The organism is Undibacterium sp. YM2 (assembly GCF_009937975.1).
Taxonomy (GTDB): domain Bacteria; phylum Pseudomonadota; class Gammaproteobacteria; order Burkholderiales; family Burkholderiaceae_D; genus Undibacterium.
Genome location: NZ_AP018441.1, coordinates 6,309,446 through 6,332,042 on the forward strand (window position 1 = coordinate 6,309,446; position 22,597 = coordinate 6,332,042).

21 protein-coding genes are annotated in these 22,597 nt (G+C 53.5%); 13 read left to right on the forward strand and 8 right to left on the reverse strand.

Annotated elements, in window-relative coordinates; genetic code table 11:
• Positions 1–20: 20 nt before the first annotated feature.
• The 3 genes from UNDYM_RS28935 to UNDYM_RS30935 all read left to right on the forward strand — a co-directional run bounded on the left by UNDYM_RS28935 (position 21) and on the right by UNDYM_RS30935 (position 1,408).
• Positions 21–404 carry a hypothetical protein gene (locus UNDYM_RS28935; RefSeq protein ID WP_162044257.1) on the forward strand — a complete coding sequence of 128 codons (384 nt, stop codon included), beginning with the start codon at positions 21–23 and terminating at the stop codon, positions 402–404.
• A gap of 132 nt (positions 405–536) precedes the next feature.
• Complete coding sequence (locus tag UNDYM_RS30930) at positions 537–857, forward strand: DMT family transporter (protein ID WP_232063640.1); 321 nt, start codon at positions 537–539, stop codon at positions 855–857.
• On the forward strand, positions 857–1,408 hold the full coding sequence (locus UNDYM_RS30935) for a DMT family transporter (protein WP_232063641.1): 552 nt from the start codon (positions 857–859) through the stop codon (positions 1,406–1,408). Before UNDYM_RS30930 ends, UNDYM_RS30935 begins: the two co-directional genes overlap by 1 nt.
• A 53-nt stretch (positions 1,409–1,461) precedes the next feature.
• Here the strand turns inward: UNDYM_RS30935 and UNDYM_RS28945 are convergent, their stop codons facing one another.
• Together UNDYM_RS28945 and UNDYM_RS28950 are read right to left on the reverse strand one after the other, a co-directional pair.
• Positions 1,462–3,426 carry a CocE/NonD family hydrolase gene (locus UNDYM_RS28945; RefSeq protein WP_197740960.1) on the reverse strand — a complete coding sequence of 655 codons (1,965 nt, stop codon included), beginning with the start codon at positions 3,424–3,426 and terminating at the stop codon, positions 1,462–1,464.
• A 123-nt stretch (positions 3,427–3,549) separates the two neighbouring features.
• Positions 3,550–4,212: a GGDEF domain-containing protein gene (locus tag UNDYM_RS28950; RefSeq protein ID WP_162044258.1), complete on the reverse strand. Its 663-nt coding sequence runs from the start codon at positions 4,210–4,212 to the stop codon at positions 3,550–3,552.
• A 139-nt stretch (positions 4,213–4,351) separates the two neighbouring features.
• Between UNDYM_RS28950 and UNDYM_RS28955 the strand changes: the two genes are divergently transcribed.
• The 5 genes from UNDYM_RS28955 to UNDYM_RS28970 all read left to right on the forward strand — a co-directional run bounded on the left by UNDYM_RS28955 (position 4,352) and on the right by UNDYM_RS28970 (position 8,549).
• The gene (locus UNDYM_RS28955; RefSeq protein WP_255456512.1) at positions 4,352–5,185 is read left to right on the forward strand and encodes a 1-aminocyclopropane-1-carboxylate deaminase/D-cysteine desulfhydrase; all 834 of its coding nucleotides are present in this window, start codon (positions 4,352–4,354) and stop codon (positions 5,183–5,185) included.
• Between the two features lie 55 nt (positions 5,186–5,240).
• Positions 5,241–6,038 (forward strand): ABC transporter substrate-binding protein, encoded by a 798-nt coding sequence (locus UNDYM_RS28960; RefSeq protein WP_162044260.1) that lies wholly within the window; start codon positions 5,241–5,243, stop codon positions 6,036–6,038.
• Between the two features lie 78 nt (positions 6,039–6,116).
• Positions 6,117–7,484 carry an ABC transporter substrate-binding protein gene (locus tag UNDYM_RS28965; RefSeq protein ID WP_232063642.1) on the forward strand — a complete coding sequence of 456 codons (1,368 nt, stop codon included), beginning with the start codon at positions 6,117–6,119 and terminating at the stop codon, positions 7,482–7,484.
• A complete protein-coding gene (locus tag UNDYM_RS30940) occupies positions 7,451–7,885 on the forward strand; it encodes a hypothetical protein (protein ID WP_232063643.1) in 435 nt (144 codons plus the stop codon). The genes UNDYM_RS28965 and UNDYM_RS30940 overlap by 34 nt, the downstream gene beginning before the upstream one ends.
• A 31-nt stretch (positions 7,886–7,916) precedes the next feature.
• Entirely contained in the window at positions 7,917–8,549 is a 633-nt protein-coding gene (locus UNDYM_RS28970) for a Yip1 family protein (protein WP_162044261.1), read from the forward strand.
• A 29-nt stretch (positions 8,550–8,578) separates the two neighbouring features.
• On the opposite strand, the gene UNDYM_RS28975 is transcribed toward UNDYM_RS28970, so the two are convergent.
• From UNDYM_RS28975 to katG, 3 genes are all read right to left on the reverse strand, one after another.
• Positions 8,579–8,884: an NIPSNAP family protein gene (locus UNDYM_RS28975; protein ID WP_162044262.1), complete on the reverse strand. Its 306-nt coding sequence runs from the start codon at positions 8,882–8,884 to the stop codon at positions 8,579–8,581.
• 55 nt (positions 8,885–8,939) lie between these two features.
• The gene (locus UNDYM_RS28980) at positions 8,940–9,707 is read right to left on the reverse strand and encodes an SDR family oxidoreductase (protein WP_162044263.1); all 768 of its coding nucleotides are present in this window, start codon (positions 9,705–9,707) and stop codon (positions 8,940–8,942) included.
• A 282-nt stretch (positions 9,708–9,989) separates the two neighbouring features.
• Entirely contained in the window at positions 9,990–12,179 is a 2,190-nt protein-coding gene (gene katG / locus UNDYM_RS28985) for a catalase/peroxidase HPI (RefSeq protein ID WP_162044264.1), read from the reverse strand.
• A gap of 350 nt (positions 12,180–12,529) precedes the next feature.
• Here katG and UNDYM_RS28990 point away from each other — a divergent pair, with 350 nt between their 5' ends.
• From UNDYM_RS28990 to UNDYM_RS29005, 4 genes are all read left to right on the forward strand, one after another.
• The gene (locus UNDYM_RS28990) at positions 12,530–12,778 is read left to right on the forward strand and encodes a DUF3297 family protein (RefSeq protein ID WP_162044265.1); all 249 of its coding nucleotides are present in this window, start codon (positions 12,530–12,532) and stop codon (positions 12,776–12,778) included.
• A 188-nt stretch (positions 12,779–12,966) separates the two neighbouring features.
• A complete protein-coding gene (locus UNDYM_RS28995) occupies positions 12,967–13,734 on the forward strand; it encodes a tRNA-uridine aminocarboxypropyltransferase (RefSeq protein ID WP_232063644.1) in 768 nt (255 codons plus the stop codon).
• Positions 13,735–13,941: 207 nt separating this feature from the next.
• Positions 13,942–14,376, forward strand: coding sequence for a MarR family winged helix-turn-helix transcriptional regulator (locus UNDYM_RS29000; protein ID WP_162044267.1), 435 nt, complete (start codon positions 13,942–13,944; stop codon positions 14,374–14,376).
• Positions 14,377–14,540: 164 nt separating this feature from the next.
• The gene (locus UNDYM_RS29005; RefSeq protein WP_162044268.1) at positions 14,541–15,308 is read left to right on the forward strand and encodes an alpha/beta fold hydrolase; all 768 of its coding nucleotides are present in this window, start codon (positions 14,541–14,543) and stop codon (positions 15,306–15,308) included.
• Positions 15,309–15,363: 55 nt separating this feature from the next.
• Here UNDYM_RS29005 and UNDYM_RS29010 read toward each other — a convergent pair whose 3' ends face one another.
• From UNDYM_RS29010 to UNDYM_RS29020, 3 genes are all read right to left on the reverse strand, one after another.
• Complete coding sequence (locus UNDYM_RS29010; protein ID WP_162044269.1) at positions 15,364–16,797, reverse strand: protein kinase; 1,434 nt, start codon at positions 16,795–16,797, stop codon at positions 15,364–15,366.
• A 92-nt stretch (positions 16,798–16,889) separates the two neighbouring features.
• Positions 16,890–19,145, reverse strand: coding sequence for a zinc ribbon domain-containing protein (locus tag UNDYM_RS29015; protein ID WP_162044270.1), 2,256 nt, complete (start codon positions 19,143–19,145; stop codon positions 16,890–16,892).
• A gap of 214 nt (positions 19,146–19,359) precedes the next feature.
• Positions 19,360–20,841, reverse strand: coding sequence for an FHA domain-containing protein (locus UNDYM_RS29020; RefSeq protein WP_162044271.1), 1,482 nt, complete (start codon positions 20,839–20,841; stop codon positions 19,360–19,362).
• Positions 20,842–21,070: 229 nt separating this feature from the next.
• On the opposite strand from UNDYM_RS29020, the gene UNDYM_RS29025 reads away from it, so the two are divergent.
• Positions 21,071–22,474 carry an aspartate kinase gene (locus tag UNDYM_RS29025; RefSeq protein WP_162044272.1) on the forward strand — a complete coding sequence of 468 codons (1,404 nt, stop codon included), beginning with the start codon at positions 21,071–21,073 and terminating at the stop codon, positions 22,472–22,474.
• The last annotated feature ends 123 nt before the right edge of the window (positions 22,475–22,597 follow it).

Here is a 22,597-nt window from a genome sequence, read left to right on the forward strand (position 1 = left end):
GCATGGAGCCTGAAGTGAAAATGAAACGTCTCATTTTGTTTGGCACAAGTTGCTTCTTGCTGAATGTTGTAAATGCCCAGGAATTATCTACTGCCAGGTACGTCGGCGCCATGGAAGGTGCAGTGCAGGCATGCATCTCAGCCTTCCCGGAAAAAACCGCCATCTACAGCGATACACTGTACCGTTCGGTGAAATGCCATTTTACCGAGTCTGAATTTCATCAGTGGCACGATAAACTGCGTAATCAGATGCCGCACCGCGAACAATATAGCAAAGGCTATGCCGAAGGAAAGAAGAGCCTCAGCGATTATCCCGCGAACAGGAAGCGCGAGTGTGCCAGTCTTGAAACCATCGCTTGCGACCCCAATGGTGATCCTCGCCGTGACTGGGATTTTGATAAGTAGGAAGTTTCTGATCCAGATGCTTGTGATCTCCTGTTTTTAGTCGCTCATCCCTCCCATGTCCGAAAGCTGCCAGCAGCTTTTCACTTAGTTTGTTAAGCTGCTGTCCTGGTCTGGATACTCATGGAGTGCTTAATGCGCAGTGCTGATTTATTACGTTTGATTTCCTTGGCCGCCATCTGGGGTGCATCCTTCCTGTTCATGCGGGTACTGGCGCCCGTGGTCGGGGTATTGTGGAGTGCTGAGGTCAGGGTGGGGTTGGCAGGTATCGCCTTGCTGACACTGATGTATGTGACCAATCGTGCGATGAACTTTCGTGCAAACTGGAAGTCATTTTTAGTTCTTGGCACGATTAATTCAGCCTTGCCGTTTGCCCTGTATTCTTATGCGGCACTGAGCATACCTGCCGGTTACTCAGCCATCGTGAATGCCACCAGCCCGCTCTGGGGGCAGTGATGGGTGCGGCCTTTCTGGGTGAACGGCTGACATTGCGCAAGATGGCTGGCATGGCGATAGGCGTGCTCGGCGTAGCCTTCCTGGTACGCCTGGGGCCGGTAGAATTCAACAGCAAACTGGTGCTGGCAGTGCTGGCCTGCGTGGGTGCAACTTTGTGCTATGCGATAGTCGGCATTTATACCAAGAAAAAACTCACAGGCATCACACCCATGCAAATGGCGACCGGTTCGCAAGTAGGTGCTGCATTTGTATTGATGCCTTTCCTGCCGCTGGCACCAGTGCAGGGCGAGATCACGGCTACCATAGCATTAGTAGGTGTTGCACTGGCCTTATTGTGTAGCGCAGTGGCTTACCTGATTTACTTCCGTTTGATGGCAGACCTGGGGCCAACCAAGGCTTTGACGGTGACTTTCCTGATTCCGTTGTTTGCCTTGCTGTGGGGCTATCTGTTCCTCAATGAACATATCACCATGAATACCGTCATAGGCTGCGCAGGTGTGGTGCTGGCGACCTGGCTGGTGGTGTTCCAGCCAGCTCAAAAAACAGCTTAAAGATTGACCTTAAAAAATGCCGCTGTCTCTATATGGGTCAGCGGCATTTTTTTTTATTCATCCAGTGCGGGCAAGACCTTGACATGCAGGGCACTTGGTTGCTGGCTGCCGAAATACACCTTATGCGTGGCCTTGATGAAATCACCGTCCTTGGCTTCATAGATGTTAGGCACAAAGGATTGCGGGTTACGGTCTATGAAAGGGAACCAGCTGGACTGTACCTGCACCATGATGCGGTGGCCTCGCTGGAAGGTGTGAAATACATCATTGATGGCAAACTTCACCTTGGTCACCTGGTTAGGTACCATGGGTTTGGCTGTTTCAAAACCATCGCGGAAGCGGGCGCGGAAAGGTTCGCCGCGTACCAGGGTTTGCTGGTTACCACGATTGGTCTGTGCATCGACTTCGAGGTTGGCTGGATTGACGTCGATGAGCTTGACAACAAAGTCAGCATCGCTGCCGGTGACACTGACAAACAAGTCTGCACTCAATGGGCCAGCCAGTGTCACGTCTTTTTCCAGTACCTCACTTTGCCAGCTCACTACATCCGGGCGGCTGGTGGCAAAGCGTTGGTCGGCGGCTATGTATTGCTTGCTCCAGCGCGTTTCTATCTCGGTGGTATAGGGCACAGGTTTGGCCGGGTCGCTGATGTATTCTGCAAATTGCGCATCCTGATTTGCCGGTGCGGTAAAGCTCAGCTTGCCATTCGCGTGGAAGTACAGGGCCTTGTCCTTGCTTTCTTTCGGTGGCCAGGCATCAAAACCGCGCCAGCGGTTGGCACCGGTTTCAAACATCCAGGCTTCGGCCAGCGTGGGCTTGTCGCCGGTTTTCAGATAATGCTTGAAGAAGGCAAATTCCACGGGCTGGTAAGTCTGCACCGTCTTGTAGCCAAAGTTGGCATCGCCGACTTTGTCGCCATCGGTACGGAACCAACCACCATGCGTCCATGGGCCGATGACGATAGTGTTTTGTATGCCGGGGTTTTGTTTTTCTATGGCCTTGTAGGTATTCAGTGGGCCATACAAGTCTTCTGTGTCATACCAGCCACCCACGGTCAGGACAGCGGCCTTGATGTTCTTCAGGTGTGGCAGGATATTGCGGCTTTGCCAGAAGTTGTCATAGTTCGGGTGCGCGACGATATCATTCCAGAATGGGATGCCGTTCTTGAAGTAACGGTTATTCGCATTGGCCACCGAACCCAGGTCCAGGAAGAACTGGTAGCCATCCGGTGTACCAAAGTTAAAGGTTTTCCAGCCAGCACCTGTGGTCGGCTGTGGACGTGGCTGGCCAAAACTGTGGAAGAAGCCAAAGGCCATCTGCAGGTTGAAAGCGCCATTCCTGTGCATGTCGTCACCACGGAACCAGTCAGCTATCGGTGCCTGCGGTGACACCGCTTTTAATGCCGGGTGGCTGTCAATGGCACCAGCCGAAGTATAAAAGCCAGGGTAAGAATTACCCCACTGACCGACCTTGCCATTATTGTGTGGCAGGTGTTTGATCATCCACTCTATGCTGTCATAGGTATCGCTGCTTTCATCGACATCGGTCTTGGATTTTTTCTCGTCTATATGCGGGCGCATGTTGACGAATTCGCCTTCCGACATATAGGTGCCACGCACATCCTGGTAGACAAAGATAAAGCCATCTTTTTCATACTCGGCAGTTGGCCCCAGCATGGTTTTATATTGATCACTGCCATAGGGCCCGACCGAATAAGGCGTGCGGCTCATCAGGATGGGATAGCGCTTGCTGGCGCTGGCATCATTCGGTACATAGACAGAGGTGAACAGGAGCTTGCCATCACGCATGGGGATGCGGTATTCAAACTTGGCATAGTTTTTACGGATGTACTCGGCACGCAACCTGGCAGCATCAGCCTTGTCGTCAGTGGCCGTGCTGCTGCTGGTGCTGGTGATGTTGCTGCTCAAGGCCAGTGCTGGTGTAGCGATGCTGGTCAGGATTGCGCCCAGCATGATGGAAAGCGCAGGCAGGGCCTGTCGCAACTGCGGTGTTCTCATGATGTTCCCCGAATATTTTTTTGTGTGCTTAGGGCCAGCCAGGCTCAGACAGATACATCGGTTTGATGCCTGCTGGCATTACTTGGTCTGCAAAGAGCCTGACAAGTTCCCTGAAAAGTTCTCTTAATCTTCAGCATTCGGGTCGTAATCCGGCAAAGGGGGCTCAATTTCTACGATGCTGTCGGCGCCCTTGCTACGGGCTGTCTGCAGGGCGCTATTAACGCGCTTGAGCATGCTGTCGGCACTGTCCTTGTGGGCATTCGTCGTCAGGCCAGTGGCAAAAGTCACTTTCAGGCCGGGGGAGATGGCTTCCCAATCCACCCCGGCAATGCGCAACTTCAGGCGGGCGATGGCCTTGAGGCTGGCTTCCAGCCACGTTGTTGGCATGACGATCGCAAATTCATTGGCAGCAACACGGCCAAAGGAATCCAGGGTGCGCAGCATGGTCAGCGCTTCTTTGGCGACTTGCTGCAAGACCTGGCGTGCCACGGCCTGGCCATGCTGCTCTAGTATTTGCTCAAGTCCATCGACGGCGATGGCTGCCAGCGTAAAGGTATGGCCGGTACGGAAGGAGCGTGCCAGTTCACCATCCAGCATCGCCGCCAGGGTGCGGCGGTTCAGGGCGCCAGTCAGGTGGTCGGTCCTGGCCATGCTGTCGAGTTGTGTCAGCACGGTTTCCAGCGTGGGCAAGAGATTGTCCTGATGGCCTTCGTTCTTGATTTGCTTGATCAATTGATCAATTTGTTGTCTTGCTTCTAATAAAGGCTGATTAAAATCTGTGGGCATGTACTCTCCGGCCAGGACTGGGACTAGCGCGAGGCGCTACAATGGCACTTTACCATTGTCTCCCGCGTTTCTGCCAAGCATGTTATTCACGAACCAGGTTTCTCCCTGTCAGCAAGTCAGCTCCCGGCTTTTTCCTGGCATGGATTTGTGGATGAAACGCGACGATATGTTGCACCCTCAGGTCTCGGGCAACAAGTTTCGCAAATTGAAATATCCTTTGCAAGCCTTGCAGGGGCAAAGTACCCATGTGGTTTCCATGGGAGGGATCTGGTCGAACCATATCCATGCACTGGCCCATGCGGTGCATGCGCTGGGCTTGCCCGCGACTGCCCTGATCCGGGGGGCGAGCGGCATGCACAGCGCCATGCTTGATGATGTCGTGGCCCTGGGCATGCAGGTTCAGTTTGTAAACCGTGAGGCCTACCGTCAATTAAGGGCAGATGACACAGCCTGGCGCAGCCATGTTGTTGTGCCTGATGAGCGCACTTTGTGGTTGCCGGAGGGCGGCAGTGCCCCCCTGGCCTTGCGTGGCGTGGCCGAACTGGTCGCCGAGCTGCCCTTTATTCCTGATTATCTGGTACTGGCCTGTGGCACTGGTGCGACACTGGCGGGTGTGCTGGCTGGCCTGGGCGGGCGATCCAGAGTGCTGGGTATCGCCGCCATCAGCCACGGTGATTACCTGCGTGCAGACATCAGCCGCCTGCTGGATCAGGCTGGCTACCCTGATTACCAGAACTATGAATTACTGACTGGATATCATCATGGTGGCTACGGTAAGGTTTCTGCCGGACTGACCGATTTTTGCCATGAATTCCAGCAAGAGACAGCGATTCCCCTTGAACCCGTATATACAGGCAAAATGATGTATGCCTTGCGTCAGTTGTGGCATGATGGATATCTCGCTCAAAACGCCAGGGTAGTGGCTGTTCATACCGGTGGTTTGCAGGGCGCACGCGGGTTTGCCCGCAGGTAGTCATGACGCAGGTAATCATAATGTTATGGCCGTATTAACCGGGCTGGGTGCAATGATGAAAAGGCGGCGCACAATTTTTGGCAACGCTATTTACGGGCTGGCTGGGCTGGCCGGGTTGACCCTATGCGGGGTTTGCCCTCTGCAAGCGCAAGCGGCAGAAACGCTGCTGCGTGTGGCTGTCTATGAAAATCTTGATTACCCCCTCAATATTTTTGACAAGAATCATGTACTGGTTGGTGGCCTGCAAAAAGACTTTACTGACCAGCTGGCAAAAAAACTCTCAACACCAGTCAGTTATGCTGCCTATTCCCGCAGGCGCATAGAGAGCGTGGTCATACAGGGCGATGCTGACATCATGTGTTATTCCAGCCCCGGCTGGTTTGACTTGCCCAAGGAAGTCAGCTGGACGGTAGCTACCTTTCCCCAGGTCGAAAGAGTGGTGGTCATGGCAGACAAGACCAGTGTAGAAATGGTGCCCCAGCAACTTGAAGGCAAAAAAGTCGTGCTGCAACTTGGTTACCATTATCCGCAAATCGCCAGCCAGCTTACTGAGGGCAAAATCAAGCGCGTTGACCTGACTGATGTGCCTGGCATGTTCCGTCTGCTGGCCCTTGGCGGTGCCGATGCCATGGTCAGCTCGGATGGCGAGATTGAAGGATATTTCAAGAACTTCCCTGAAAAGCGCAGCCTGTACAAGGTATCCAAAACGCCTTTCTCTGTCGTCCATACCCAGTGCGCGCTGTCGCATAAATCTGCCTGGAAGCTGGAGCAGATCAATGCCGCAATACAGTTTTTGCAAGAAAGCGGTGAGATGGAAAGGATTATGCGCAAATATGGTTTGTCCATGCGTTAAACGTGAGTGTTAGTTGCTGGTGTTAACTGCAGACTTTAGCTGTTATGCTGCTGGCTTTATTCTTTTCCCTGTCCTGAGATGAAATCTTCCCTGACTGCTGTGCTGACGGCATTGCTCTACAGCCTTAGCCTGCCTGCAATGGCGGCGGCTGATCCGAACAAGGTCTTGCATCTTTCCTTTGAAGCTGCCGATGATGGCTTTGATGCCATGCGTACCAATAGCGCCTATTCCAACTGGGTGTCTGATGCGATTTTTGAAGGTCTGGTCACTTACGATTATCTGGCGCGTCCGGCCAAACTGGTACCGAATACCATAGAGGCCATGCCCGCCATCAGTGACGACGGCAAGACCCTGACCTTCCGTCTGAAGAAGGGGATTTATTTTTCTCCTGATCCGGCATTCAAGGGCCAGCGCCGCGAATTGCAGTCCAGTGATTATGCCTATACCTTCAAACGCCTGGTCGATCCAAACAACCGTTCAGTACAGGCCAGCATATTGGAAGGCAAGATCGTCGGTCTGGATGAACTAATTGCCGCCGCCAAAAAAACTGGCAAATTTGACTACGACAAAGCAATTGCCGGACTGGAAACACCAGATCCCTATACCCTGATCCTGCGCATGAAGGCGCAACATCCCGGCCTGATTTACTACCTCGCCAAACCCCTGGGTGGCGCGGTAGCGCGTGAAGTGGTTGAGCACTATGGTGAGGCAGTCAACCAGCACCCGGTAGGCACAGGTGCCTATATGCTCAAGCAATATGTACCACGCAGTAAAATCATCCTCGAAGCCAATCCTGAATACCGTGGTTTTGTCTGGGATTTTCAAGGCACAGGCACGGACTGGGACAAGCAGATCATCAAGGACATGAAGGGCAAGCAAATGCCCCAGGTCGGGCGGGTAGAGATTGCCATCATAGAAGAAGAGCAGTCACGCTGGCTGGCCTTTGATTCTGGCCAGCTCGATTTTGAAATGCTGGTACCGGCAGCCTCAGTCAAATTGCTGGATCAGGGCAAGCTCAAGCCAGAATTTGCCGCCAAGGGTTTGCGGCTTTACCGCACTGTTGATCCCGGCGTGACCCGTACCTTCTTCAATTTCCAGGACACTACGGTTGGCGGTTACAGCAAGGACAAAATTGCCCTGCGCCGTGCGATTGCCCTGTCCTTCAATCATCAGGAAGAGATAGACCAGGTCTGGTTCGGGCAAGCCATCAAGGCCCAGTCCATGGTGCCGCCAGATGTGGCAGGGCATGACACCAGCTATCGCAACAGCAATGCCTACGACCCCAAACTGGCCAACAAGCTGCTCGACAAATTTGGCTACAAGCGCGGTGAAGATGGTTTCCGTACCATGCCCGACGGTTCGCCACTGAAGCTGCGCATTCATTCTGCCCCAAGACCAAGGACTATGCCCGCATGGAAGTCTGGAAGCGTTCACTCGACAAGATAGGCATACGCGCAGAATTCCCGGTCGCCGGTTTTGCTGATAACCTGAAATCAGCTTACCAGTGCAAACTCATGATGTTTGGCATGGGGTATATCGCTGACATTCCTGACGGCATGGATTTCATGGAACTGTATTATGGCAAAAATGCTTACCGCGGCAATCATGGTTGCTACAAATCTGATGCCTTCGATGCAGCCTATGACAAGGCACGCCTGATGCCCAACGGGCCAGAACGTATCAAGTTATTCAATACCATGGAACGCATCCTTGAAGCCGACACCGTGCACAGCATGGAACTCTGGCGCGTGCGCAACTGGCTCATACAACCCTGGGTCAAGGGCTATAAGACTCACCCTATCTTGCGCGGTGACTGGCGCTTTCTGGATGTGGAAAAAACCAAGTGAGCATACTTCCCGGACTTGATCAGGACAAAAAATGAACCTGGCACGCAGCGTGTACCATGTATTGACAGAGCCCAGACTGGAGTGGCAAAGAATTGCACAAGATAGCCGCAGCAGCCAGCATGTATTCGTGCTGACTGTTGTACCCGTGACGGCTTTCTTTCTTGTACTGGGTCTGGTATCTGCCTTGCTGCTCAGGCATTTTGGCCCCGCAACAGAGATTGAAACACTGTCACGTGATTACCTGCGCATGCTCATCGTGACTACTGTTCGATCCTATGGCATGGGACTGGTATTCATCTATATCATTGCCCGCATCATGCAGGGGCTGAGCCGCAGGCTTGGCGGCTCGTATAGTTTGCCGCAATCTTTGAAGCTGAGCATCTATAGCATAGTGCCTTTGCTGATCGTCAGGTCGTTGCACATACTGCCTTTCTTTCGCAATGACAGGGTCGCAGAAAATCTGATCGCGATGGCCGCGATCAATTTCCTGGCCAGTGCCTACAGCATTTACCTGCTGTATCTGGGCGCACCGGTCTTGCTTGAAGTGCCGCCAGAAAAACGCGGTAAATTCACCGCGATCAGTGCTGCCGTGTTAATGCTGCTTACCTGGCTGCCCATCGTTCTGGTGGTCTTCATGGCGAACCTCATGGGAAATTTGGACTAGCCCCATATTAGTTCACTACGGGCTCACTATTAGCTCATCACCGGCCTGAAAAAACTTCTCTCATAGCTGACGATGCACTTGTGTTCTTCAGCATATCTGAACGCTGCCTGGCATTCTGCATCATCCATCATCTGTATGCGGTATTGTTCATACGCAGCCAGGCTGGGGAAGGTAAACAGTGCCAGCGCCACATTATTCGCACCCTCAGAAGGCAGGAAATAACCGTGGTGCTGGCCGCCAAACTTGTTCACCAAAGGTATCCAGAGTTTGCCGTAATGTTCAAACTCTTTGAGTTTGGCGGGATCGATGATGTAGCGCAGATAGCAAGTAACCATGATGTTGATTTGAGAGTGTAAGAGCCGCTATCTTACCTGCATATCCGCGCAGGCATCAAACCTGGATCAGCCCGCCATCTGCTACCAGTTCCACACCATTCACATAGCTGGCTGTGGCTGATGCCAGAAACAGTACGGCAGCCGCGATTTCCTCTGGCCTCGCCATACGGCCTGCCGGTGCGGCATCGACCAGATAGGCAGAGAAGTTGGCGATATCTGCTTCTTTCATGTTCAGGCCATTTTCCATGATCGGTGTCCTGGTGACACCGGGGCTGACGACATTCACGCGTATCTTCCTGTCCTTGAGATCATTCGCCCAGCTACGTGCAAATGAGCGCACTGCGGCTTTTGAGGCATTGTAGAGACTCAGGTTGGGCATGCCCTTGCTGGCCGCGATAGAGGCATTCAGGACTATCGCAGAAGCTGGCTTCATCAAAGGTAGCAGGCTTTGCACCGTGAAGAACAGGCCTTTGACATTGGTGTCGAAGGTGGTGGCAAATTCAGCCTCTGTCGTGTTGCCAAACTGGTTGTGGATGGCGATACCGGCATTGGCAAACAATACATCGATTTGCTCACCATTTGCGGCAATTTTGTCATGCAGGGCTTGCAGGTCACTGGTACTGGCAGCATCTGCCGTCACCGGGATAGCCTTGCTGCCGAGGATTTCGCGCGCTTGTTCAAGTTTGGCTGTTGAACGACCAGTGATATACACACGTTTGGCACCGGCGTTGATAAAGGACTGGGCGCTGGCCAGGCCTATGCCGGAGGAGCCGCCAGTGATGACGATGATCTGGTCTTTGAATTCGTTTGTAGTTGCTGACATTTCGGTTTTCCTGTGAAAGGGGATAGGAAATGGCAGTATGGTAGACATGGATTGGTGAAACAATCCATCTTTTGTTCATGAGATTAGTGATTAAATTTCAGCAATTAAGACTTGGACGTTTTAAGTGAAATGAGCTCTATTTAATCTTATAGTGAGGCCATGGGTGGGGATGACGTTCTATTGCAAACAGTTAGCTTTGATTAACCGAACCCTCCCCCTTTGGAGGGGGAGGGAACTGTTCGCCATTAAATCATGCGATACGGGAATATGGATGATGAAGGCTTATACCAAATCAAACCTGTCCGCGTTCATGACCTTGCTCCAGGCCGCTGCAAAATCTTGCACGAACTTTTGCTGCGAATCACTGCTTGCATAGATTTCTGCCAGGGCGCGCAGTTGTGAGTTGGAGCCGAAGACCAGATCGACTACGCTGGCTGTCCATTTCACTTCGCCATTCACACGGTCACGGCCTTCGAGCACACCTTCTGTGGCGGACTTTTGCCACCTGATATTCATGTCCAGCAAGTTGACGAAGAAATCATTGCTTAATGTTTCTGGTCGTTTGGTGAAAACACCAAGTTGCGACTGAGCGGCATTGGCATTCAAGGCACGCAGGCCACCTATCAGCACGGTCATTTCTGGCGCACTGAGTTTAAGCAGTTGTGCCTTGTCTATCAGCAGTGCGGCGGCAGAGCCTTCCAGTCCTTTGCGCAGGTAGTTGCGGAAGCCGTCTGCAGCAGGTTCGAGGACTTCAAAAGATTCTACGTCGGTCTGTTTTTGCGTCGCATCCATGCGCCCAGGGGTGAAAGCTACCTGTATGTCATGACCCGCTTTTTTCGCCGCGGCTTCGACGGCAGCAGTACCACCAAGGACGATGAGGTCAGCCAGCGAGATTTTTTTGCCGCCAGACTGGGCGGCGTTGAACTCTGACTGTATGGTTTCCAGTTTGGCCAGCACCTTGGCCAGTTGCTCTGGCTGGTTGGCTTCCCAGTCTTTTTGTGGTGCCAGGCGTATACGTGCCCCATTTGCGCCGCCGCGTTTGTCGCTGCCACGGAAGGTGGAAGCAGACGCCCAGGCGGTGCTCACCAGTTGCGATATGCTGAGGCCGGATGCCAGCAGCTTTGCCTTGAGGCTGGCAATGTCCTTGTCATCAACCAAGGCATGATTGACTGCAGGGATAGGGTCTTGCCAGATCAATTCTTCTCTCGGTACCAGAGGACCAAGGTAACGGCTGATGGGACCCATGTCACGGTGAGTCAGTTTGTACCAGGCGCGGGCGAAGGCATCTGCCAGCTCTTGCGGGTTTTGCAGGAAACGGCGCGAGATTTTTTCATACGCAGGGTCAGTGCGCAGGGCCATGTCTGCCGTCGTCATCATCGGTGCATGACGCAGGGATGGATCATGCGCATCAGGCACAGTGGTTTTTGCAGCTGGGTCGGTGGGTATCCATTGATGGGCACCGGCCGGGCTCTTATTGAGTTGCCATTCATAGCCAAACAGGGTTTCGAAGTAAGAATTGTCCCAGGTAATAGGTGTTGGCGTCCAAGCACCTTCGATGCCGCTGGTGATGGTGTGCACGCCTTTGCCTGTGCCAAAGCTGTTCTTCCAGCCCAGGCCTTGCTCTTCTATGCTGGCGGCTTCCGGTTCTGCGCCTACCTGTGCAGGGTCGCCTGCGCCGTGGGCTTTACCAAAAGTGTGGCCACCGGCAACCAGGGCGACGGTTTCTTCGTCATTCATGGCCATGCGGGCGAAGGTTTCGCGGATATCGCGGGCTGATGCCAGCGGATCGGGCTTGCCGTTCGGGCCTTCCGGGTTCACATAGATCAGGCCCATTTGCACGGCGGCCAATGGCTTTTGCAGGTCGCGGTCGCCGCTATAGCGCTGGTCGTCCAGCCATTTGCCTTCTGGCCCCCAGTAAATGTCTTCTTCCGGTTCCCAGATGTCGGGACGGCCACCGGCAAAACCAAAGGTCTTGAAGCCCATGGAATCGAGCGCAACATTACCGGCCAATATCATCAGATCTGCCCAGGACAGTTTGTTGCCGTATTTTTGCTTGATAGGCCAGAGCAGGCGGCGTGCCTTGTCGAGATTGCCATTGTCAGGCCAGCTATTGAGGGGTGCGAAACGTTGCGCACCCGCACCACCGCCGCCGCGACCATCGCTGGTGCGATAAGTGCCTGCGCTATGCCAGGCCATGCGTATGAAGAAGGGGCCGTAGTGACCATAATCGGCGGGCCACCATTCTTGTGAGTCTGTCATCAGGGCATGCAGGTCTTTGATGACGGCATCAAGGTCCAGGGTCTTGAATGCTTCTGCATAGTTGAAATCTTCGCCCAGCGGATTGGATGCCGGGGAGTGTTGGTGCAATATCTTGAGGTTCAGTTGGTTCGGCCACCAGTCTGCGTTGGCGTGGCTGGCTGCGACTGCGGTGCGGGCGCTGCCAGAGAATGGGCATTTTGCTTCGTTAGACATTCTTATCTCCTTTGATTGAGTGACACGCGAGCTCATTTCATCAATTGGATGCGATGAACTCTACTACCTGATCGATTGTAGAGACGGATGCGCAATAGGTATACTTAATTTAATTTATTGATTCAATTTGTTTTGGCTATCAATCAATGCTCTGGCCCGATCGGACTTCTGTTTGCGCAAACTGCTGCTGGTGACTACATTTAAGGCTTTGTTTATGACAGGCTTATGGGCTAAGCGATATATTGTTGACCTGAAAGCGACTTAGTCCAATGCGTTTTTAATATTAGCTTATTTATACCGAAGCATGAGAGTCATTGAATCGCCACCACTTCTAAGAGATAATTGCGGCCATGAACGACACTACACAACTCCCCCCATTGCCAGATCGCCTGTCGGTTGATCCGCGCAGCCCTTATCATGTTGCCGCCGTGTTTCAGCACGATGTCGGTATTAAGCTCAATGGCAAAGAGCGCAATGACGTTGAAGAATATTGCATCAGCGAAGGCTGGATCAGTGTTGCTGCTGGCAAGGCACGTGATCGCAAAGGCAATCCCCTGATGATCAAGGTCAAGGGCGTGGTTGAGGCGTTTTACCGCTGATTGCTATTACTTGGTTGCAGCCGGGTACTGTTTTTTTTGCAGTACCCGCCTCTTCAGGCCAGAACTGGCCGTCTGGGCGTCTGGATGTATCAGCAGGACGCCAATTTTCCCGATAATATTGCCTGTCTGTTTGCGGTCTGAACGGGCATACTGTCTTTGTTGCCTGCATGACCAATCCTGATTCACCTATGAAGCTCATTTCTTCACCACATGCTGTGTCGCGCCTGCGCTCTGCCCGTCTTGAGCGCAGTACCAGGCCATTTCTGGCACGTGGCGGGCCCAAGGGCGAGCGTTGTGGTGCTTGCAGGCTGATACTCAGTCATTGCATGTGTGAGTTGCGCCCCATCGTGCCTACCCGCGCCGGAGTATGCCTGCTGATGGCTGAACATGAGACGCTGAAGCCCAGCAACACCGGCTGGCTGATTGCCGACGTGGTGCCTGATACCATGGCTTTTGGCTGGGCGCGTACCGAAGTCGATCCGGTTTTACTGACTGTGCTGGCGGACCCGCAATGGCAGCCGTATGTAGTATTTCCCGGTGAATTTGTGGCACCAGAGCGGGTGATTACAGAATTACCGCCGGTAGATGCAGAGCAGAATAGTCACAAGCGCCCACTGTTCATTTTGCTGGATGCAACCTGGCCTGAAGCACGCAAGATATTCAAGAAAAGCCCTTATCTGACCCAGTTCCCGGTGTTGAGCCTGTTGCCGGAACAGTTGTCACGCTATCGCTTGCGCCGTTCCCGGCGGGACGATCATTTGTGTACGTCTGAAGTCGCGGCTCTGTGCCTGGGGCTGGCGGGCGAAACTGCGGCTGCACAGGCGCTGGAGATGTATCTCGATGTGTTCACTGATCATTATCTGCGGGCCAAGCAGCAGTTGAAGGTCGAGTGGGATGATGAATTGCATGTGCAGATGCGGGAGTTGGTGGTGAGATTGATGAAAATTTCATATTAGGTAGGGCTGTGCTGTAGGTTGGGCTACGCCTTATCAGCCCAACACTCGGCGTTTAAATAAGGTATACGTTTGTTGCGGCCCAGTGTTGGGCTGATGAAGCGTAGCCTAGCGAGACCCGGCCCAACCCACGAGTCACTACCGCTCCAAGCATTTGCGACCAATCCCAAATTACGTTACGCTAGCCTCCTCCAAAGAAGCTTTTACCAAATGACTACCCGCAAACCACCCCTGCTCGCAGACCATCTGTGTTTCAACCTGTACTCCACGTCCTTGAAGATGACGCAGTTGTACAAGCCGCTGCTGGCCGAGTTGAACCTGACTTATCCGCAATACCTGGTCATGGTAGTTCTGTGGGAGGAAGAAGGTCTGGGGATACGCGATCTGGCTAACCGCCTGGGCCAGGACTCTGGTTCTATCACGCCTGTGGTCAAGCGGCTGGAAGCAGAGGGTTATCTGCTGCGTAACCGCGACCCAAAAGACGAGCGTAACCGGGTGCTGACGCTGACGGACGAAGGCAACAAACTGCGCGCAGCCGGAGTACGTATCAGCCAGAAGATTGCCGCTGCCTGCGACTTGCAGTTGTCTGATTTCCAGCAACTCATGGCAGGCCTGAACAAGCTGAGTAGCCACCTCGACAGTTGAATTGAAAGCAAGTAGCAATAAAAATATTCAAAATTAACTTGCGCACTAATTATTAGCGCGCTATTATTCTCGACATGGCAAAGCGCAAAAGACGGGAAATGCCATTCAAATACTTAGCGCGCTAACTAATTTATCTGTTTTTAAATTTTCTTTGAAAGCTCATCATGAAAAACATAAGCAAAACTGCATTGATCTTGTCTGTCACCCTTGCCTCTGCTGCTGCCTTGCCAGGCCATGCATTGGCTGCCTCTGGCAATGAGACCACGGTAGTCCTGGTCCATGGCGCTTTCGCCGATGGCTCAAGCTGGAACCAGGTCACGCCTTACCTGCAAGCCAAAGGTGTGAAAGTCGTCGCCGTGCAAAACCCCTTGTCTTCGCTGGCTGATGACGTGGCTGCGGTACAGCGTGTAGTTGATGCACAGACTGGCAAGGTAGTATTGGTAGGCCACTCATGGGGTGGCGCGGTGATTACACAGGCGGGTGTCAGCGACAAGATCAAGGCGCTGGTGTATGTGGCCGCCTTTGCACCATCTGAAGGTGAGGCACTGGGCGGCCTGGGTAAAGATTACCCTGTACCGCCAGGTATTGCGACCCTGAAACCTGATGCGAATGGTAATCTGGAATTGTCACCGGAATCATTTGCGACCAACTTTGCGCAAGATGTGCCAAAAGAAAAAACGGCGGTGCTGACCACTACCCAAGGCCTGTTGCCAGCCAAGGTGTTTGGCGAACCGGTGACATTCGCTGCATGGAAAAACAAACCAAATTATTACATCGTCGCCAGCAAGGACCGCATGATAGATCCGGGCTTGCAAGCGGCGTTTGCGAAAAAGATCAATGCCGTGACAACCACGCTTTCAACCAGCCATGTGCCTATGTTGTCCCAGCCTAAAGCGGTTGCAGAAGCGATTCTGACTGCGGTCAAGAACTAAGCTGTTGAATTGAGATCAAGGCCCGTCGCCTTAAAATGGGACGGGCCTTTTGCATTCACGCTGTCATGCCAGGAACTTGCCCGTTCTCTGATCCTGTGTTGCGGCTGATGGCGGCAAGATAGCGCTGTGCTTCTTCCCATGTAATGGTGACATCTCCTGGTGCACCGCTATGTGTCACCGTAGTCATCGCCTCTTCCTGCAGGCGTTTATGTTCTTGTTGTTCTTTGTGCAGGCGCTGTTGTTCGTCTTTCTGACGACGCTGGGCATCTTCTATGGCATGCAGCCGGTTTTGTCTGGCGATGAGCGCACGCAGGGCAGCGCTGGCTTGTTCGCGTCTTTGTTTTTCCAGTTCCTTGCGTTGCCGTCTTTGTTCGGCGCGCTGGCGGGCTGCTGCCTCTATTGGGGATTCTTTTATTTCTGGCTGCTTGCTATGACTGGCTGCCTTGCTTTGTGCTGCGTTGCCAAGCGGCCTGGCTGCAGCCTGCAGAGTTTGCAATAACGCACGCACACTGGCGGGGCGCTGGTCTGGCTGGATGGCAAAGCCGCTTTGCAAGACTTGCCATTGGGCGGCATTCAGTGCGGCTGGTTGTATGGGTTGTTGCTGAGGGTGGCGATATTCTCCAAAGGGCATGGCCGCTTCCAGCATCTGGTAAATCATGACAGCGACGGCATACACATCCAGACCGGGGCTGTGCTGGTGACTGCCAGCTTCTGGCGCGCGGTAACCTGCGGTACCTGCATAGGGCGAACGCGAAGGCGTCATGCTGGTAGAAATCAAACCTGCCTGGGTGTGGCTGCGCAAGCGGGCCGAAATACCAAAATCAAGCAGCTTGATATCACCTGCTGTGGTCAGCAAGAGGTTACTGGGCTTCAAATCACGGTGCACGAGTTTGTGTTTGCCCCAGGCATAATCGAGTGCATCGGCCACAGGGCTGAGCATGTCCAGCACTTGCTTGAGGGTGCAGCGGGTGTGTTTGATGAGGTAATTTTCCAGATCGTGCCCATCCAGATATTCCATGATGATGAAATAGCTGTTGGTGGCAGGGTCGCGGGCCCAGTCATAGACCCTGACGATATGCTCATGCGCGAGCCTGCGCACCAGCGAGGCTTCTTCCACCAGCAGGCGGGCATGCAGGGCACTCTGGGTCAGTTGTGGCGGCAAGATCTTGAGCGCAACTGTCTCGCTATGCCCAAGCTCAGCCTGGGTTGCCAGGTCGCTGGCTTGCCACACCTGGCCCATGCCGCCCTGCCCCAGGAGTTTTTCCAACCTGTAGCGTTTGGAAACTCCACCGACTTCTTGCCCCGCCAGAAAACCCAGGTCAGTACCCTGTGCAGTATCTTGCGCGGCTTTGCTGGCTTGCCTGGAAATAGCAGGGGCAAGCTCATTATCGAGAATAGCTTCTTTGCGTTGCTTGAATTCGTCTTCTGTGAGCAGACCTTCATCCAGCAATGCGCGCAATTCACGGATTTTTTGTAGTGGCGTTTGCATTGTCAGGGGCTGGGTTCTTCAAATGGGTATAGGGCTAGGGGAATAGGGTTTAAGATCAATTTTTGCTGTGCTTGACTAGATTCTATAATTGCTTATTTTCTGCCAGCCTGGCCCGACTGTGCCACACGGCTGCCCAGGTTTTGCGCCATGCTCAGGTCTATCTCATGACGCCTTTGCTGTTCAGCTTCTCTTTGCCCGCGTTCGTCATGTATGCGCTCTTGCAACATCTTGACGGCCTGCTCCCAGCTCATGCCTTGCTGCGCACTGACCAGGGCACTCATGGCATGAGCAGCATGTTCTGAGCTGCCCGCCTGCATGGCGAGGATTTGCTCAGCCGTCAGGCTGGCTTGTGCCTGAACCTTGACGATCTCGGCCAGTGCAATCGCATTGGCTGGATCGGCAGTGGCGATCTTGCCAGTTTCGCTAAAGTTGGCGATGGCGTTCATGCGCTCTATGGCTATGCGGGCCAGCAGGGCATCATGCGCCTGTTCAGCCTGGCGCTGTTCGCGTTCCAGGCTGAGTCTGGCGAATTTGTCAGCCCGCTCGGCTTCTGCCTGCTGCAGTTCTTTTTTCCAGCGACGTTCATCTTCTTGCTGCCTGAGTTGCTGGCGCAGGGTTTCTATTTCCACCTCGGCCAGCCTGGCCTGATGTTGCTGCTGCTGCGTTTGTTGTTCAAACAGGGCATGGGCTTTCAACGTCGTCAGCAGCTTTTCATGCTGGGCCATGGCATCGGCCTGGCTGTCGTTGCGTTTGATGCCATTGATTTTTTCTTGTACCTGGCTGAGTTTGAATGCAGTATCCACATCGCTGATGCTGTCTTCACGTTGCAACGCACGTGTGCGCTGCTGCTGCAATTCTTCTTCCCATACCTGTATGCGTTGGAACTCCCTGGCCTTGGCTTCTGCTTCTATGCTGATCAGTATCAGGCGGTTTTTTTGTTCTTCCTCTTCCAGTTCCTGCTCACGGCGTGCCAACTGGTTTTGCTTGTGGCGCAATAATTCTGTCTGGGCTTTTTGCTGTTCCTGGTCAGCGATCAGGTTGGCTTGCGCAAACTCGTGTTCGAGCTGGAATTTTTTTAACTGATGCTGGATTTTTTGCTGCATCAGTTGCGCAGCTTCCTTGCCCTGCAACTGGGTGATTTCTGATTCTGAACGCATCTTGATGCGTGCCATGGTGCGTATATGCAACCATTGGTCGGCCTCGTTCTGGCGGTGTTCGGATTTCTGCTTGAGGCCGTGTTCCAGTTCTTTGATGGTGTCTGCGGCACCTCGTTCCAGCGCATGTTTGCGGGTGGCTGCATCGGCAATGCGACCATACAGTTCCAGCTCACGCGCGCGTATGGTTTGCAGTCTTTCATTTTCATCCTGGCGCAACTTGGCACGGCTCAGGCGTTTTTTTGCATCCTCTGCCTGGCCTTGCATGTAGAGCCAGCCCAGGTCTTTGCCAAACTGCTGGCGCATTTCTTCATGACGGTAACGCAGGCGGATTTGCTCTTCCTGTCTGGCGATTTTTTGCCATTCACTATTGGTATAGAGTGCATCAATGAGCTTGCTTTGCTCCAGTTTGGCACGCTGACCATCGATGACCAGATGCATGCTGCCTATTTTTTCACTGATTTTTTCCCTGTCATCGGTCAGCTTGTCATGCCGCACTTCGCGGGTAACGGCCTGGGTCGCCACGAAACCATATTCTGCAATGGACAGGTTCAGGGTAGATAACAGACGCTCATCGAGTTGCTGGCGCAACTGGGCATTGTCTTGAAGGTCCCACAAGGATTGCGCACCCAGGAATTCAATCGCTATCTGGCGCACCATGGGTTCCAGCAATTGTTGCAATTGCTGGCAGGTGATGACGCCTGGCGCAGCCATGAAGTGTTTGGCAAATGCAGGCACGTCGGCAATCTTGACGCTGATGACAAATTTGGCTGCGATAGCCAGAAATTCTGCCGTATGCAGGTCTTCAAAACTGAACAGCAGGGCAAAGGGATTCAGGCGCGTCAGCAAGATTTCTGCCGCTTTGTCGGTCTGCAAACCCATGAGCTGGCTGCTGATGTCTTGCCCTATATAGTCACCGGCCTGCAATTCAACGAAACGTCCTTCTTGCAATATATACGCGCGGGCGCTGACCGGGATATGCAAATCCTGTTTGGTAATGCTGTTGAGTGGACGCACGCCAAAGTACATGGCGACCTCGTTCTCTTTTGGCAGCCAGCGATTGTGGCGCAATATCGTCTCATGGCGAGGGCTGCTCAGCATCAGGCCACAATGCGTGCAATAAATTGCATCTTGTATATTGTTATGGTCACACTGAGGGCATTTGAGCTTGGAACTGGCAAAGATGCTGAACATGGGGAACTCCTTCTATCGCGGCGCGGTGCGGGGACGAGGGAACTGCACCTGAGCAAAAATGGTAGCACCGGGGGTAGATTTGAAAGACGGGAACAGAAGGGGGTTTTAGGGCCAGATCGTGATTTGTATGGAAAAGACAAGACCTTTCAACACGGTGGCGCAGGGACACAGAGGAATGCTGAAGAATGTTAAGAAATGTCTTTTTTGCGGGCAATCAGTATCTTGTCCCATAGTCCTGTACGCCTGCATAAGGCACACTTGCATACCGGCCTACTGATGCCAACTGAGGAATTGCCTTCAAATCAGTGTGTGCATCCAGGCTGTTTTCTTGCAATGTCGCTATGTCCCGGTGCCAGAACCCACCCTGAAAATGAAATACCAGTGGCAAGCCTGCTGGCGGACTTTGTGCGGCGGCCTGGGGGCGGGTTTCTGGTTTGATCAGGTATAACAAATCGCTTCCTGCCCCTGCATCTATCTCGGCAATGATCATGGCATGCGGCAGTATCGCCATGACCTGTAGCCGGACTATGCCTCTGACGCTGGCGCAGAACTCTATCTGCATGCCTGCACTTAAAGCATAGGGCAGGTCTTTTTCCATGACCATGCCATCGAGCAAAGTGCCATAGCGCGAGACATCGGTGATTTCTGCTCGCACGCCCTTCCAGCGGATGAGGGCATGGCGGGCGCTGATGCGGCGTGTCAGTCTGACATTTTCTGCTGCGCTACTGGTGTGGTGACTGAGCAGAATGTCAGCCTGTGGATGTTGCTCCATACGGCCAAGCACATACTCATTCAGGGCAAAGAGCCGCATATTGCTGTGAGGCCGGGTCTGTTGTCCCGTGAGGCCGGCCCATCGTGTTGCAGTTGTTTTTGACGTGTTTGTTGCTGGCCTGGCTGGCGGCACTTTCTCTGGTCTGGCAGAAGTGGCTATTGCCAACGGGGCTTCAGGTTCGCCAGTGATTTCCATGAGTTCTTCATCCCAGGCAATAGTGCCCATGGCGATTTCATATTTGCCTGACGGTGGACGCATGTCCAGTTTGGCTATGGAAGCATCCGTGGCACTGATTTCTATATTCATATTGCCTTGCGCATAACCGTTCGACTGGCCCAATCCGCTGAGCGTGGCAATTCCACCATCTTCCGCTACAACCCGTATATTCTTTTGTGCGGTTAAAAACACACTGTGTATCTCTGTCAGCGATGCGTCTGCCCGCGGCACAAAGATGACGCTGGTGCATAGCCATGTACGCCTGGCTTTCGATACCTGTTCGTGCGACAGGCTGATTTCAAGCGGGTATTGCCCATGTTCTTTGTTTCTGGAAGAAAAGCTGAGCAACAAGGGTTGCCATAGTCCAGACGCCGTGCGCAGCAGGCGTTGCTTTGTAGCACCAGTTGCTATCAGTTCCGAGCGCAATTGCACTTCGATGATGCTCACATCTGGTGGCAACATGCCACGCAACTCCAGCCGTATGGTTTGACGGCCACCAGCGGCACGCGGGTCATAACCGCTGAAATGCAGATGCAGATTACCGGGTGCCACCGCTACGCGCTTTTGCATCAGCTTGCCAGCAGAGGCATGCAATAACTCCTGTCTGCGGGGACTAGCTGCCTGGGAATGACCTGCAGCACAGACGGCCTCGCCCTCTGCCACCCAATGCGTACAATGGGGGTGATCCGGGGCTTGGCATTTTTTCATGATGAGGCATAGGTCATAATACGGGCGATGCTACAACTATAAAGACAAAGCGCCAGATCAAATGGGGGAATACAGCAGTGTTTCGCCTCCTGTTTTTTTCGCCAGAGATGGTGGCCGCGTTGACCTGCCCGGCTCACTGCATTACCCTTGTTGTTTCGATATACTTCATTTCGCATCCTGTCTGCGGGATGACTGTGATCAACACGCTATCCCTGTCCTGGAAATTGCAATGAAAAAAATCGTCGTTAAATTTGGTGGCTCCAATCTGCGCCAGCCTGAAGATATCAACCGCGTTGTCAATGTCGTGCAAACTTACCAGCAGCCGCTGGTACTAGTCGTATCTGCCTTTTATGGCATTACCAATGCCCTCATCGCCTGTGTGCAAGCCGCAAGAGAAGGCGCGGGCACCGCAGCCGCCCTGGCCGAAAGCCGGGATTACACACAAAACCTGCGTGCCCTGAAAAAGCAGATACTGGAAGCCAATATCAGCGATGCCTCCAACCGCGCACGTATAGAAAAAGCCCTATCAGTACGACTTGATCAGCTCGACCGTTATCTGACCGGCATACACTGCATAGGTGATGTGCCCACCTTCGTCAATGATGCCATCCTCAGCTATGGTGAGCGTCTGTCCAGCCTGTTGCTGACTGAGGTCTTGCTCAGCCACGGCATACGGGCACGCGAAGCCTTGCCAGAAGACATAGGTCTGGTCACCGATGGCGTATTTGGCAATGCCGCCTGCGATTTTGATGCCAGCGCCCCGGCTGTTTCCAAAGCCCTGCAAGGCAATGAAGTCATCGTCGTGCCGGGCTTTTATGGGGTAAGCCGCGACGGCAAGGCCACCCTGTTTGGCCGTGGTGGCTCTGATTATTCAGCCGCATCCATCGCCTGCTGCATCGGCGCAGAATCACTGGATGTGTGGAAGGACGTGGATGGCTTCCTCAGTGCCGACCCTGGCACGGTGAGCGCGCCACATACGATTACGCAATTGAATTATCTGGAAGCGGCGGAGCTGTCTTACTTCGGTGCCAAGATCTTGCATCCGCGCACGGTAGAGCCTTTGTTCGACCAGAATATTCCTATCCGTATCTTGAACATCACCCGCCCCGAGCGTGGTCTCCTGCCGTATACCATCATCAATGCACAACGCAAGGTGACACGTGATGTGGTGAAGAGTGTGACATCGACAGAAGACGTGGCAATACTGAAATTACACGGCCCTGGCGTGGGATTCAAACCTGGCATCCTGGCGCAGGTGACCAATACGCTGGATGCCAATGGCATCAATATCAAGAGCGTGCTGACGGCGCAGACAGCCATCAATATACTGGTATCACGCGACCATCTGGATGCGGCTTACGCTGCACTGGTGGAACATCACCTGGCCGGTGTGGTGGAAGTGTCACGCAACGCGGATGTGGCTATTGTCGCCGTAGTTGGTGACGGTGTGCTGGAGGCATCAGATGTAGGCGGCGCAATCGCCAGCCGTGCCCTGTCGGCAGCGATTGCGGCAGGCGTGCATGTCTGCCTCGCGGCTGCAGGTGCCAGCGAGGTGGCGGCGTATATGCTGGTGCAGCAAGAGGACAGGAAGCTGGCTTTGCAGGCGATACATGCGGAGTTTTTTGGAGGATGACGGATTTGGGGGATTGCAGCTTTTGTTACGATAACTTCAGGTTTGATGCTTGCCAGCAAAAGATGTCTATGATGATCAACGGACGCCGCTGGGTTCCTGCCTACGCTCACCGCTGTCTGGAAT